General features: G+C 68.6%; 12 protein-coding genes. 10 read left to right on the top strand and 2 right to left on the bottom strand.

The features are described from left to right. Positions 1-27: 27 nt before the first annotated feature. The 3 genes from atpD (at position 28) to AMD30_RS05735 (ending at position 2,521) form a co-directional block, all read left to right on the top strand. Complete coding sequence (gene atpD / locus AMD30_RS05745) at positions 28-1,476, top strand: F0F1 ATP synthase subunit beta (RefSeq protein WP_010842985.1); 1,449 nt, start codon at positions 28-30, stop codon at positions 1,474-1,476. 9 nt (positions 1,477-1,485) lie between these two features. Beyond that, positions 1,486-1,866 carry a F0F1 ATP synthase subunit epsilon gene (locus tag AMD30_RS05740; RefSeq protein WP_055474987.1) on the top strand — a complete coding sequence of 127 codons (381 nt, stop codon included), beginning with the start codon at positions 1,486-1,488 and terminating at the stop codon, positions 1,864-1,866. Positions 1,867-2,080: 214 nt separating this feature from the next. Continuing rightward, positions 2,081-2,521: a DUF2550 domain-containing protein gene (locus AMD30_RS05735; RefSeq protein ID WP_055474986.1), complete on the top strand. Its 441-nt coding sequence runs from the start codon at positions 2,081-2,083 to the stop codon at positions 2,519-2,521. Here the strand turns inward: AMD30_RS05735 and AMD30_RS05730 are convergent. Continuing rightward, a complete protein-coding gene (locus tag AMD30_RS05730) occupies positions 2,518-3,162 on the bottom strand; it encodes a cob(I)yrinic acid a,c-diamide adenosyltransferase (protein ID WP_055474985.1) in 645 nt (214 codons plus the stop codon). The genes AMD30_RS05735 and AMD30_RS05730 overlap by 4 nt on opposite strands. A gap of 98 nt (positions 3,163-3,260) precedes the next feature. Between AMD30_RS05730 and murA the strand changes: the two genes are divergently transcribed. From murA to AMD30_RS05695, 7 genes are all read left to right on the top strand, one after another. Then, complete coding sequence (murA, locus tag AMD30_RS05725; RefSeq protein WP_010842988.1) at positions 3,261-4,517, top strand: UDP-N-acetylglucosamine 1-carboxyvinyltransferase; 1,257 nt, start codon at positions 3,261-3,263, stop codon at positions 4,515-4,517. A gap of 138 nt (positions 4,518-4,655) precedes the next feature. Next, complete coding sequence (mdo, locus tag AMD30_RS05720; protein ID WP_010842989.1) at positions 4,656-5,927, top strand: NDMA-dependent methanol dehydrogenase; 1,272 nt, start codon at positions 4,656-4,658, stop codon at positions 5,925-5,927. A gap of 77 nt (positions 5,928-6,004) precedes the next feature. Continuing rightward, entirely contained in the window at positions 6,005-7,108 is a 1,104-nt protein-coding gene (locus tag AMD30_RS05715; protein ID WP_010842990.1) for a MadB family AAA-type ATPase, read from the top strand. Positions 7,109-7,113: 5 nt separating this feature from the next. Next, entirely contained in the window at positions 7,114-8,658 is a 1,545-nt protein-coding gene (gene madC, locus AMD30_RS05710) for a MadC family VWA domain-containing protein (RefSeq protein WP_010842991.1), read from the top strand. Between the two features lie 64 nt (positions 8,659-8,722). Next, positions 8,723-9,898, top strand: a complete 1,176-nt coding sequence (locus AMD30_RS05705) for an iron-containing alcohol dehydrogenase (protein ID WP_055475108.1) — start codon at positions 8,723-8,725, stop codon at positions 9,896-9,898. Beyond that, the gene (locus tag AMD30_RS05700) at positions 9,898-11,277 is read left to right on the top strand and encodes a MadS family sensor histidine kinase (protein WP_010842993.1); all 1,380 of its coding nucleotides are present in this window, start codon (positions 9,898-9,900) and stop codon (positions 11,275-11,277) included. Before AMD30_RS05705 ends, AMD30_RS05700 begins: the two co-directional genes overlap by 1 nt. Then, a complete protein-coding gene (locus AMD30_RS05695; RefSeq protein ID WP_010842994.1) occupies positions 11,274-11,930 on the top strand; it encodes a MadR family response regulator transcription factor in 657 nt (218 codons plus the stop codon). Before AMD30_RS05700 ends, AMD30_RS05695 begins: the two co-directional genes overlap by 4 nt. 38 nt (positions 11,931-11,968) lie before the next feature. Here AMD30_RS05695 and mftM read toward each other — a convergent pair whose 3' ends face one another. Next, positions 11,969-12,832 carry a mycofactocin oligosaccharide methyltransferase MftM gene (mftM, locus tag AMD30_RS05690; protein WP_055474984.1) on the bottom strand — a complete coding sequence of 288 codons (864 nt, stop codon included), beginning with the start codon at positions 12,830-12,832 and terminating at the stop codon, positions 11,969-11,971. Between the last annotated feature and the right edge of the window lie 251 nt (positions 12,833-13,083).

The raw sequence follows: 13,083 nt of genomic DNA, 5'->3' as shown, positions 1-13,083 counted from the left end.
CGATAAAGAGGAAGTGACCCAAGCACCATGACCGCAGCAGTAGAAACCCCCTCCGCGCAGTCGGCGGGTTCCGCCGACGGGCGGGTCGTCCGCATCATCGGCCCCGTGGTCGACGTCGAGTTCCCGCGGGGCTCGATTCCTGAACTGTTCAACGCCCTGCACGCCGAGGTCGCTCTCTCCTCGGTCGCCAAGACCCTGACCCTCGAGGTCGCGCAGCACCTCGGTGACAACCTGGTGCGCACGATCTCGATGCAGCCGACCGACGGCCTGGTCCGCGGCGCGGCCGTGTCCGACACCGGCAAGTCGATCGTCGTGCCGGTCGGTGATGTCGTCAAGGGCCATGTGTTCAACGCCCTCGGTGACTGCCTCGACAGCCCGGGCCTGGGTCGCGACGGCGAGCAGTGGAGCATCCACCGCAAGCCGCCGGCCTTCGACGAGCTCGAGGGCAAGACCGAGATCCTCGAGACCGGCATCAAGGTCATCGACCTGCTGACCCCGTACGTCAAGGGCGGCAAGATCGGTCTGTTCGGTGGTGCGGGCGTCGGCAAGACCGTCCTCATCCAGGAGATGATCACGCGTATCGCGCGTGAGTTCTCCGGCACCTCGGTGTTCGCCGGCGTCGGTGAGCGCACCCGTGAGGGCACCGACCTCCACCTCGAGATGGAGGAGATGGGCGTTCTCCAGGACACCGCGTTGGTGTTCGGTCAGATGGACGAGCCGCCGGGCACGCGTATGCGCGTGGCGCTGTCGGCGCTGACCATGGCGGAGTACTTCCGCGATGTGAAGCACCAGGACGTGCTGCTCTTCATCGACAACATCTTCCGCTTCACGCAGGCGGGCTCGGAGGTCTCGACCCTCCTCGGCCGTATGCCGTCCGCGGTGGGTTACCAGCCGACCCTGGCCGACGAGATGGGTGAGCTCCAGGAGCGCATCACCTCGACCAAGGGCCGTTCGATCACCTCGCTGCAGGCGATCTACGTCCCCGCCGACGACTACACCGACCCGGCACCGGCCACGACGTTCGCGCACCTCGACGCGACCACCGAGCTCTCGCGTCCGATCTCGCAGCTGGGTATCTACCCCGCCGTGGACCCGCTGACCTCGACCTCGCGCATCCTCGAGGCGTCGATCGTCGGCGACGAGCACTTCCGCGTCGCCAACGAGGTCAAGCGCATCCTGCAGAAGTACAAGGAACTGCAGGACATCATCGCCATCCTCGGTATGGACGAGCTCTCCGAAGAGGACAAGGTCACGGTGCAGCGTGCGCGCCGTATCCAGAAGTTCCTCGGCCAGAACTTCCTCGTCGCCGAGAAGTTCACCGGCCAGAAGGGCTCGGTCGTCCCGCTCGCCGACACCATCGAGGCCTTCGACCGTGTCGCCAAGGGCGAGTTCGACCACCTGCCCGAGCAGGCGTTCAACAGCTGCGGTGGACTCGACGACGTGGAGGCCGCCGCCGCCAAGATCAGCGGAAAGTAGCGGTTCGCCATGGCTGAGAAGTCCTTCCACGTCGAGGTTGTCTCCGCGGATTCGAGCCTGTACTCGGGAGAGGCCACGTTCGTGATCGCGCAGACCACCGTCGGTGAGCTGGGTGTCCTGGCCAACCACGAGCCGCTCCTGGGCCAGTTGGTCCCGGGTGGTTTCGTGGTCATCGTCGAGGAGAACGGCAACCGTCGTGCGGCAGCGGTCGAGGGCGGGTTCCTCTCCGTCACCGGCGAGGCCGTCACGGTGCTGGCGGAGTCGGCCGACTGGGCCGACGACGTCGACGTCAACGCGGAGAAGACCGCGCTCGACGAGGCGGAGCCGGATTCGCCCGAGTACCACCGTGCTCACGCGCGTCTGACTGCGGCACAACACCTTTCCCGGTAGAGCGAGCCGCGCGAGCGGTTCGGGTCAACGACCGACCTCGGCCGGCCATCGGAATTCTCCGATGGCCTGCCGAGGTCGTTTGGCGTCTCATGTGCACGTTCTGGCATGCTTGTTCCACAGCCCCCTGTCCCGCGTGTATGCAGCCCAAGCCGTCTGGAGCCCTACCGGGTTCGACGCTTCGCCTATCCGCGGTGACTGCACGAAGGAGTAGGTGATGTCGCTGGCGGTCGTGATGCTCAGTGTGCTGCTGGCGGTGGCGCTCCTGTTGTGTGGCTTCCTGGCGCTGCGTCTGGCGCAACTCCGACGCGCGGGTACTCCGGTCCTGCTGCGCACGGTGCCGGCCGGCGTCGACCAGGGATGGCGTCACGGCACCGTGCACTACAGCGACGACTCTCTGCGCTACTACCGGCTCACGTCGCTGAAACCGGGGCCGAACGTGACGTTCGCACGACAGGGCATGGAGATCTCCGGTCGTCGCGCCCCCGAGGGCACCGAGACGGATATCCTCGACGGCATGCTCATCCTGCAGGTGCAGACCGCCGGCCGCGCCGAGGACGACTACGAACTGGCGATGGGCCCGGGTGCGGTGACCGCGTTCCAGTCCTGGCTCGAATCCCGGCAGTCCGCGAGATCGCAGCGGCGCCGCAGCGCCTAGGATTCCGGCCGCGCCGGGGGACGTTGCCGGTTGCCGCCCGGAACCCACTTGACGTCGCCGGGCGAGTTCGCGCCCTGCTGGTCGCCTCCCGCGGCGGGGCGAGTGCGGTTCGCCACCCGCGACAGGATGAACAGCAGATCCGACAACCGGTTCAGGTATTTCGCGGGCAGCAGGCTGGTGTCGTCGGGGTGGGCGGCGACCGCGGCCCACGCCGAGCGCTCGGCCCGTCTGGTCACCGTACGTGCCTGATGCAGCAGGGCAGCCAGCGGTGTGCCGCCCGGCAGGATGAACGAGTCCAGTGCGGGCAGATCGACACCGAAGGAGTCGCACCAGCGCTCGAGGGCATCGATGTAATCCTGCGCGATGCGCAGCGGTGGGTACTCGGGGTCGTCGACGACCGGCGTGGAGAGGTCGGCGCCGGCGTCGAAGAGGTCGTTCTGGACGGTCGTGAGCACTTCCCGGAGGTCGTCGGGGACGTCACCCCCGAGTGCCAGGGCGAGACCGATGACGGCGTTCGCCTCGTCACAGTCGGCGTAGGCGACGACACGCGGATCGGTTTTGGGCACCCGGGAGAAGTCGCTCAGCCCGGTGGAGCCGTCGTCGCCCGTTCGGGTGTAGATCCTCGTCAGGTGTACCGCCATGCGTCGAATGTACTGCGCCGGACCCACGGGATCGGACGCACGGTCGGAGGACGTACTGGCCGGTGGGCCGGTGACCCCGGACGGTTAAGGTGGCAGTCGTGAGCGATCGGTTTCTGGTGTCCGGGGGAGCGCGTCTGTCCGGCGAGGTGGCAGTGGGCGGCGCGAAGAACAGCGTCCTGAAACTGATGGCCGCCGCACTCCTCGCCGAGGGGACGACCGTGCTGACCAACGCACCCGAGATCGCCGACGTCCCGTTGATGGCCGACGTACTCCGCGGTCTGGGTGCGGTCGTCGACATGGACGGCGAGACGGTGTCGATCACCGCCCCGGCGGAACCGAAGTTCCACGCCGACTTCGCGGCCGTCCGGCAGTTCCGCGCCTCGGTCTGCGTTCTCGGTCCGCTGATGGCGCGCTGCCATCGAGCCGTCGTCGCGCTGCCCGGCGGCGACGCGATCGGGTCGCGGCCACTCGACATGCACCAGGCGGGTCTGCGCGCGCTGGGCGCCACCAGCTCCATCGAACACGGTTGTGTGGTCGCCGAAGCCGACAGGCTGATCGGCGCACCGATCGCGTTGGAGTTCCCCTCGGTGGGGGCGACCGAGAACATCCTGATGGCGGCCGTGCTGGCCGAGGGGCAGACCACCATCGACAACGCCGCGCGCGAGCCGGAGATCGTCGACCTCTGCGTGATGCTGCAGCAAATGGGCGCACGGATCGACGGAGCCGGAACGTCGACGCTGACCGTGGTCGGCGTCGACCGGCTGCAGCCGACCACCCATCGGGTCGTCGGGGACCGCATCGTCGGGGCCACCTGGGGGATCGCGGCCGCGATGACGCGCGGTGACGTGACCGTCCGGGGCGTGAAACCCCAACACCTGCAACTGGTCCTGAACAAACTGGTGGACACCGGAGCCGTGGTCGACACCTTCGACGACGGCTTCCGGGTCCGGCACGACCGTCGTCCGACCGCCGTCAACGTCTCCACGCTGCCGTTCCCCGGCTTTCCCACCGATCTGCAGCCGATGGCCATCGGTCTCGCGTCCATCTCCGACGGTATGTCGGTCATCACCGAGAACGTCTTCGAGGCCCGGTTCCGGTTCGTCGAGGAGATGATCCGTCTGGGTGCCGACGCGCGGACCGACGGTCACCACGCGGTCATCCGCGGGATCTACCGCCTCTCGAGTGCGCCGGTCTGGTGCTCGGACATCCGCGCGGGAGCCGGCCTCGTACTGGCCGGACTCGTCGCCGACGGCGTGACCGAGGTGCACGACGTCGAGCACATCGACCGGGGTTATCCGCATTTCGTGGAGATCCTGCGCAGTCTCGGGGGCGAGATCGAGCGCGTGCGCGACTGAACCTGTCCGATCGGGCAGGTACCGACCCGTCCCTGCGGGTGCACTGTGGTCGAGTACGGGCAGGACCCCTTGTCCCGGTTGTGATCTGGGCGACATTCTCGTTGTGACAGACCCAACCGTCACAAGGAGTTCACCACCATGGCCATTGAGCTGAACCAGATCTGGGACTTCCCGATCAAGGAGTTCCACCCGTTCCCGAAGGCGAAACTGGGTGTCGGCGCACACGACATGCTCGGTGTGGAGGCCAAGGACCTGGGCATGACCCGCGCGCTGCTGATGACCACGGGACTGCGCGGCTCCGGCATCATCGAGGAGCTCATCGGCAAGATCGAGTACCAGGGCGTCGACGTGGTGCTCTACGACCAGGTGGAGTCCAACCCCAAGGACTACAACTGCATGGACGCCGCAGCTCTCTACCAGTCGGAGAAGTGCGACGGCATCATCTCGGTGGGCGGCGGCTCCAGTCACGACGCCGCCAAGGGCGCGCGGATGGTCATCGCCCACGACGGTCGCAACATCAACGAGTTCGAAGGCTTCTCCAAGGCGACCAACAAGGAGAACCCGAAGCACATCGCGGTCTCGACGACGGCCGGCACGGGGTCGGAGACCTCCTGGGCCTACGTCATCACCGACACGTCGGACATGAACAAGCCGCACAAGTGGGTGGCCTTCGACGACACCTGTCTCGTCGATCTCGCCATGGACGACCCGCTGCTGTACTACACGTGCCCCGAGCACTTCACCGCGTTCTGCGGCTTCGACGTGCTCGCCCACGCCAGCGAGCCCTACGTGTCGCGTCTGGACTTCGCGCCCTCGCTGGGCAATGCCAAGTACTCGATCGAGCTGATCCGCGACCATCTGCGTACCGCGGTGTACGACCCGCGCAATCTCGAAGCCCGAACCGGCATGATGCATGCCCAGTACATCGCCGCACAGGCCTTCAACTCCGGTGGTCTCGGACTCGTGCACTCGCTGTCGCACGCGGTGAGCGCGTTCTACGACAGCCATCACGGCCTGAACAACGCGATCGCCCTGCCCCGCGTGTGGGAGTACAACCTCCCGGCCCGTTTCGAGCGCTACGCCGAGATCGCGGCCCTGCTCGGTGTCGACACGTCGAAGATGACCACGGTCCAGGCCGCCGACGCCGCCGTCGAGGAGGCCATCCGGCTGTCCAAGGACCTCGGCATCCCGGACAACTTCGGTCAGTTGTCGACGAGCAGCTACGACAAGAACCGGATGAACACCGGCAAGTACGAGGGTCGTGGCGAGACCATGGACACCTCCGACAAGCAGATCCGCGCGATCGCCGAGCACATGATGGACGACTGGTGCACGCCGGGCAATCCGCGGGAGAGCACCGTCGAATCGCTGATCCCGATGGTGGCGCACGCCTTCACCGGCAGCTACTGACGCGCGCCCGCCTGCACCCTGATCCGAGATCCCCACCTGTACCGAGAACCGTAGGCCGACAAGGAGTCCGACATCCGATGACGCACGTGTGCGCACCCAGGGCAGCAACCGAGGACAGCACCCCGGACAGCCGTTCCTTCCCTTCGGTGGAGGAGCTGACCGATGCCCTGGGCGGGCAGGGGTACCTGATCGGTCCGGAACTGGCGGTCGTCGTCCATCTCGCGACGCTCCTCGACCGGCCCCTCCTGCTGGAGGGGCCGGCCGGGGTCGGCAAGACGGAGCTGGCGAAAGCGCTGGCGGCGGCATCGGGTCGCGAGCTCGTCCGGCTGCAGTGCTACGAGGGTCTCGACGAGTCGCGCGCCCTCTACGAATGGGACTACGCACGACAGCTTCTCCACGTGCAGATGCTGCGGGACCGGATCAGTGCCGAGCTCGCCGCCGAGACGACCCTCTCGGCCGCGAGTTCGGCACTGGCGCGCGCCGAGGTCGGCGTCTACACCGAGGACTTCCTGGTCGCGCGACCACTCCTGGCGGCCATCACGTCGTCGTCGCCGACTGTCCTCCTCGTCGACGAGATCGACCGCACCGACGAGGCGATGGAGGCGGTCATGCTCGAGGTCCTCGCCGAGCGCCAGGTGACGGTCCCCGAACTGGGGACGTTCGCGGCTCGATCGTCGCCGTGGGTCATCCTGACCTCCAACGACACCCGTGAACTCTCGCCGGCGCTCAAGCGTCGTTGCCTGCACTTCCAGGTCGACTATCCGGATCCGCAGACCGAACGCGACATCGTCGCGGTCCGCGCACCCGACGTCGAGGAGACTGTCATCGGTGAGGTGGTCGACCTCGCGCGTCGCCTCCGGGACCTCCCATTGCGCAAGAGCCCGTCCATCGCCGAGGTGATCGACGCCGCACGGGCCGCCTCCTATCTCCGAAGCCGGGACGGGCAGCCGGGCACGCCGATCGACGCGCACCATCACGGTGCGCTGCTGGCTCTGCTCGTGAAATTCGGATCCGACGGCGAGATCGCCCGGCGCGCACTGTCCGCCGAGTCCGACGCCGGGGGCTCGCGGGCGACCGGATCGCCGATCGGGGTCGACGGGACGACGCCCGGCGGGTCGGTGACCGCGCGCGCGTTCGGTGCCGGACGGGCCCGCAGCGCGGGTGCCCGACCGGGCCGGTGAACTCCATGGCGGTGACCTCCATGCCGGTTGCCACGTCGAGGTGCGCAGACCCGCTCGATCTGCTCGCCGTCGCGTTCGGGCGGGTCCTGCGGAGCTCCGGCGTCGCGGCCTCGCCGGCCGAGGTGATCGAGATCCGCCGCACCCTGGCGATGGTCGGGGCCGCCGAACCGGCTGTCCTCCGCGCGGCACTGCAGAGTGTCTGCGTCAAATACGGTCATGAGACAGCAGGTTTCGCGCGGGCGTTCGAGCTGTTCTTCCTCGGCGCCGAACCCGATCCGGCGGACGGGGACGACCTTCCCCGGGCGCGCGGGGTCGCGGCGGAACTGCCCGATGACGTCGTCTGGGACGAGGAGTTCGAGGGTGCTGCCCGGCAGATCGGTGCCGACGAGCACACCGACGAGATCGGCGACCTGATGGCGGACGATCCCGATGCCGGGCACCGCGACGCCGAGAGCGCTCACCGTGAGGAGAACGACTTCAGCGTCTCGGCCGGAGCCGAGCAGCTCGGTGTCGACCCGGATGGCGGAACGACCGGCGGGGGAGTGACGTACACCGTCGAGGTCGACACCGCCGACTCGTCGACGGTAGGCGAACTGACCGGACCTGCGGCCCGGGTCTCGAGCCGGCCACTCGGGCTGGCCGGTGCCTCGGCCATCCTGGCCGCTCTCGACGCCTACGATCCGCGCAAGGCCTACGGTGTCGACGGCACCGACGATCTCGGCGACGTCCGGAGGACCGAACTGGAACGTGCACTCGGTGCTTTCGTGGACGCGCTGGTCGCGCGGCTGGACGCCGGCGCCGTCGAGGCGGTGTCAGGCGTCGACCGTCCGGCCGAGGCCTACGTCGACCAGGCCGAGATCGACCGTGCATGTCACCGGCTGATCCAGCGCATGCGGGGCGCGCCGCGGCGCGTTGTCCGCCCGGTCGACCGCGGGGCCCTCGACATCCGGGCGACGATGCGCGCGGCGGTCGCGACCGACGGCGTGCCCGCCGAACTGTGGCGTCGTCGCAGGCGGCCCGGTCCGGTCCGGATGCTGGTCCTCGTCGACGTCTCGCTCTCGGTCCGTCCGGTCACCGGGTTCATCCTGCGTCTCGCACAGACATTGCACCGGTTCGGCGACCGTTGTGAGGTCATCGCATTCGTCGATCGGCCGGTGCGTGTCACGACCGCCCTGCGGACCGCGGCGGCCGGCTCGGCACTCGCGGCGGTGCTCGCCGCAGACGGCCTCGACCTCGCCGCGACCAGCGACTACGGGCGCATGTTCGGCGAGTTGCTGGGCGAGTTCGGCGACCTCATCGGCAGGCGGACATCGGTGCTCGTCGTCGGGGACGCGCGTAGCAACGGACTCGACCCGCGTGTCGACCTGGTCGCCGAGGTGGGTCGCCGATCTCACCGGATCGCCTGGATCACACCGGAACCCGAACGCTACTGGGCGCAGTCCGGATGTGCGATGGCCGACTACGCCGACCATTGCAGCGGCGTCGTCAGTGTGCGTGACGGCGCCGAGATGCTCGCGCGCTGCGACGAGTTGGGTGCGGCGCTCAGATGACGTGGGTAGCGTCGGGGTACCGGTGAGCCGGGCGGTCGGGGCGGACGGATGGGAGGCAGGTCGGATGCTGGGTGACGCGCGCCGGCGGACATCGGGCCAGGTCGCCAAGTTCCACACGCCGGAGATCGTTCTCGGACCGGGGGCCTTCGGCGAGGTGCCGGTGGCGACGGCGGGACTCGGGATGCGCCGGCCGTTCGTGGTCAGCGACCGGTGTCTGGAACGCACGCCGTGGTACGCACAGCTCATCGCCGGGCTGCGGGCCGGCGGCCTCGATGCGTCGTCGTACCTGGATGTGTCGCCCAACCCACGGTCCGGCGAGGTCGCGGCCGCGTTCCTCGCCTACAAGGCGCACGACGCCGACGGCCTCGTCGCCCTGGGCGGCGGCTCGGTGATCGACGCGGCCAAAGGGGTTGCCGTACTGGCCGCCAACGGCGGTCACATCCTGGAATACGAGGGGATCGACCGCGCCCGGCGGCCGCTTCCGCCGCTCATCGCGGTGCCGACGACGGCCGGCAGCGGCGCGGACGTCTCCCAGTTCTGCATCATCAACGACGCCGACCGTCGTACGAAGGTGACCATCATCGGGCGATCACTCGTGCCGGACGTGACCGTGAGCGACCCGACCCTGCTGATGACCGCGCCCGCCGAGGTCACCGCGCAGGTGGGCATGGATGTGCTGACCCACTGCGTCGAGGCCTACGTCTCGCTCGCGCACGGGCGGCTCACGGATTCGCTTGCGCTGGAATCCATCCGCGGGGTGTGGACGCATCTCGAGCGTCTCGTCGACGATCCGCGGGACCGGGTGGCGGCCGAGGAGATGTCACTGGCCGCGCTGCGCGCCGGGATGGCTTTCACCAATGCGATCCTCGGCGCGACCCACGCGATGAGTCACCCGGTCGGCGGACACTGCGACGCACCCCACGGTGCGATCAACGCGGTCCTGCTGCCGCATGTGATCCGCTACAACGCCCACGTGTGTGCCGACGGTTTCGTCGACCTGGCCGGCGCCATCGGGGTCGAGACCTCCGGCGACGCCCGGACCGTCGCGGACCGGCTCGCCGATGCCATCGCCGCCCTCGGTGCCCGGGTGGGGATGCCCGCGTCGCTCGAACCGCTGGGCGTCCGCACCGCCGACCTCGACCGCCTCACCACCCACGCGCTGGCGGACTCGTGCATGACCACCAACCCGCGGCGACCGCAGGCCGCGGGCATCCGGGATCTCTACGCCGAAGCACTCTGATGACCGGTCCGTCGCCCGAGCGAAGCGCGCTCCCCGAACAGGCCGACCTCGACAGCCTGGTCGGCCTCCGCAGTGTCAAGGGCAGTCACTATGCGGCGCTGCGCGGGGTCGAGGCGCGGTTGAGTCGCGTGGTCGGGGCACTCGAGCGGATCTCGCGCGCTCTCGTCCGTACCGCCGAGGGGCCCGAGGCACTCGTCATCGCGGTTGTCGAGGCTGCGCGGGACCATCTGGGCGCGGACTGGGTCGTCTTCGCGCTGGCAGATGGACGGCTGGAGCAATCGGCCCCGCGCCACCTGATCAGCGCGGGAAGTGGCCGGCTGTACGCCTTCGAGGGCTCCGAGCGGGCCGACGCGCCCGACGACCTGCCCGACGAGGTCCTCAATCGGCTCAACGACATCCTGCGCGGACACGAGACCGTCCTGCACGGCGCGATCCTGCAGGAGGACCACGTCCACGTCCCGGTCGAACTCGACGGCAACGTCGTCGGGGGGCTCTCGGCCTGGACACCGGTAGGCCGCATGGTCGACCCGACCGACCTCGTCGTCCTGCGCATCCTGGCCAGTCAGGCGATCGTCGCGCTGCTCAACGCGGAGTTGTTCTCCGAGACAGACAGGCACGCAATCGAACTGGCGAAGCGCAACACCGAGCTCGAACGAACCCAGCGGGAGCTGTCGGCCGCGATGCGTGCGACCGTGCTCAACGAGGAGCGCGCACGGATCGCCCGGGAACTCCACGACTCGGTCACCCAGTCGGTGCTGTCGGCGGGCGTGCAGATCGAACTGTGCCGCGACCTCGTCGAGGGCCCCGCACTCAACCGCCTGGAGATGGCCGGCCGGCTGACCAAGGAAGCCGTCGAACAGCTGCGGTCGTTCATCTACGCGCTCAACAACGCGACGAACGCACCGTCGCCGAGCGTGCGCGACGTCCTGACCGAACTGTGCTCGCTGCACATGCCACCGGACCTGACGACGGCTGTCCATGTGCGGGGCCGGGCGCGGGATCTGACCGACGAAGTCCAGCACGCCCTGCTGCGGATCGCCGGCGAGGCCCTGTTCAACGCCGCTGTGCACGCCCGCGCCGACCAGGTCACGGTGACTCTCACCTACTCCGCGGACACGGTCGCACTGTCGGTCGACGACGACGGTGTGGGCGATCCCGAGCATCTGCGCCGGGTGATGCGCACCGCCTCGCTCGGCGATCTCACCGCCGGACGGCACCGCGGCCTGGCGAACATGTCGTATCGCGCCGCCGAGCTGGGGGGCGAACTGCGGATCCGACGGTCGCGGATCGGCGGCATCCGGGTCGCGGTGGCGCTGCCGGTCGGCTCGACGAACACCGCCATCGCCGACGATCCGCTCGGAATCAAGGAGTTCGATTGAGTGACAACGACATCAGACGTCCCATCCGGACGCTTCTGGTCGACGACCACGCTCTGCTGCGGCAGGGCATGCGGTCGCTGCTGGAACGCGAGGACGTCGTCGAGGTGGTCGGCGAGGCGGGGACGGCCGACGCCGCGCTCGCCGAGGTGAACGCGCGACGTCCCGACGTGGTGGTGGTCGACCTCAAGCTGTCCGCCGGCACCGAGTACGAGGGATTACGTCTCATCAAGGAGATCGCGCAGCGCCACCCGGAGGTCGCGGCGCTGGTGCTCACCACGTTTCTCGACGACGACCTCGTGGTGCGCGCCGTGCGGGCAGGTGCCCGGGGATACGTGGTCAAGGACGTCGACACGACCGAACTCGTGCGCGCGATCCAGGCGGTGTCGGGTGGCGGGAGCGCGTTCGACCCGCGCAGTGCGGCCGTGGTGTTGCGTGCGGTGTCAGGTGAGAACGAGACGTCCGAGGCACTCAGTGATCGGGAACGCGAGGTGTTGCGACTCCTCGCGGACGGACTGTCCAACAAGCGTATCGGCGAGACGCTCTACATCTCGGAATCGACCGTGAAGTTCCACATTCGCAACATCATTCGCAAACTCGGGGTGTCGAAGCGGACCGACGCGGTCTACATCGCCAGCAAGCGCGGGCTCATCTGAGACCTCGTCTTGGCATTTCTGGGCTCAGCATTAGGGGCTCAGGGTTCGGGCGTGAGAATCAGCCAGCCGCCGTGGTCGACGAGGATCTCGGCACCGGCGTGTGGCACCGATCGTGCCCAGTCGTACAGGTCGTCTTCGGTGAGCCGCACGAGGTGGCCGAAGTGCGGGCTCGGTTTGTCCTCGAACGGCACCCCGACGACCACGCGCTTTCGCGCGACCCGGAGCGCCTCGCCGAGGGCGGTGCGTGCGCCGGCAGGGTCGAGGTGCTCGAGGAGATGGATGAGGGTGACGGTGTCCGCCGAGTCGTCGGCGTAGGGGAGTGCGGTCGCGTTCCCCACAGTTGCGACGACGGGGAGTCCGACTCGGCGTGCGGCCAGGGAGAGCAACGACACCGCACCCGGCGAGATGTCGCAGGCCGAGACCTCGAGGCCGTCCAGCGCGCAGGCGAGGGCGAAGAATCCGAAGCAGGACCCCACCTCCAGCACACTCCGGCCCGCGATCAGACTGCGTGCCCGCCGGTGGACCGGCGCGAATGCGCAAGCGCCCGTGCTCAGTTCGCGAAGAGAATTGTCATAGAAGGCCGACCAGGCATCCGCGGGCGTGTCCGCCGCGGTGCGGATGATGCCCGTCGCCGCGGACTCGAACTGCGCCTGGCCGGCCAACACCCCGGCCTCGACGAGCGCGACGAGACCGTCGACGACGACCGCATCGGAGATGCTCCGTTCGTCGAAGGGATGCGCGATGAGCAGGGCGCCTGACTGTCGACGCCAGGAGAGGAGCCCACAACGTGTGAAACCCGATGGAACAAGCGGGGATCGGAGCGCCCGCGGTGCGAACGGGAGTGCCGGCGATGGTTCGACAGGCGCGCTCGTCGAGGTCGTTGCCAGATCGGTCGCGGTCATGGATCGACCGTAGGAGCGTCCTGACCTGCGCATAACTGGCCGACTGGGGATGGTGACCTGTCCGAAAGGGTGGTTTGCGACGCACGTCACATCGGTGTGATTCGCGGAAATCTGCGCGCTTCAGAGCTTTTCGGTACCGTCGGGTGAGCGATGACCTGCGGATATGGCAGCACCATCGCGCGTCGAACAGGGGATTTGACCCTGGCGGTCCCGTTGCGTAACTTTCTTCAAGTCAGCGCGCCACGGCGCCG

The organism is Gordonia sp. HS-NH1 (genome assembly GCF_001418765.1).
Classification (GTDB): Bacteria; Actinomycetota; Actinomycetes; order Mycobacteriales; family Mycobacteriaceae; genus Gordonia.
Note: the sequence above shows the minus strand (reverse complement) of the source record. Positions and strands in the feature narration are given on the sequence as shown.

Excerpts from the sequence above, each read along its gene's own strand:
- AMD30_RS05740 (WP_055474987.1), top strand. The coding sequence starts at position 1,486 with ATGGCTGAGAAGTCCTTCCACGTCGAGGTTGTCTCCGCGGATTCGAGC.
- atpD (WP_010842985.1), top strand. The coding sequence starts at position 28 with ATGACCGCAGCAGTAGAAACCCCCTCCGCGCAGTCGGCGGGTTCCGCC.
- AMD30_RS05735 (WP_055474986.1), top strand. The coding sequence starts at position 2,081 with ATGTCGCTGGCGGTCGTGATGCTCAGTGTGCTGCTGGCGGTGGCGCTC.
- mftM (WP_055474984.1), bottom strand. The coding sequence starts at position 12,832 with ATGACCGCGACCGATCTGGCAACGACCTCGACGAGCGCGCCTGTCGAA.
- AMD30_RS05730 (WP_055474985.1), bottom strand. The coding sequence starts at position 3,162 with ATGGCGGTACACCTGACGAGGATCTACACCCGAACGGGCGACGACGGC.
- madC (WP_010842991.1), top strand. The coding sequence starts at position 7,114 with ATGGCGGTGACCTCCATGCCGGTTGCCACGTCGAGGTGCGCAGACCCG.
- AMD30_RS05705 (WP_055475108.1), top strand. The coding sequence starts at position 8,723 with ATGCTGGGTGACGCGCGCCGGCGGACATCGGGCCAGGTCGCCAAGTTC.
- AMD30_RS05700 (WP_010842993.1), top strand. The coding sequence starts at position 9,898 with ATGACCGGTCCGTCGCCCGAGCGAAGCGCGCTCCCCGAACAGGCCGAC.
- AMD30_RS05715 (WP_010842990.1), top strand. The coding sequence starts at position 6,005 with ATGACGCACGTGTGCGCACCCAGGGCAGCAACCGAGGACAGCACCCCG.
- mdo (WP_010842989.1), top strand. The coding sequence starts at position 4,656 with ATGGCCATTGAGCTGAACCAGATCTGGGACTTCCCGATCAAGGAGTTC.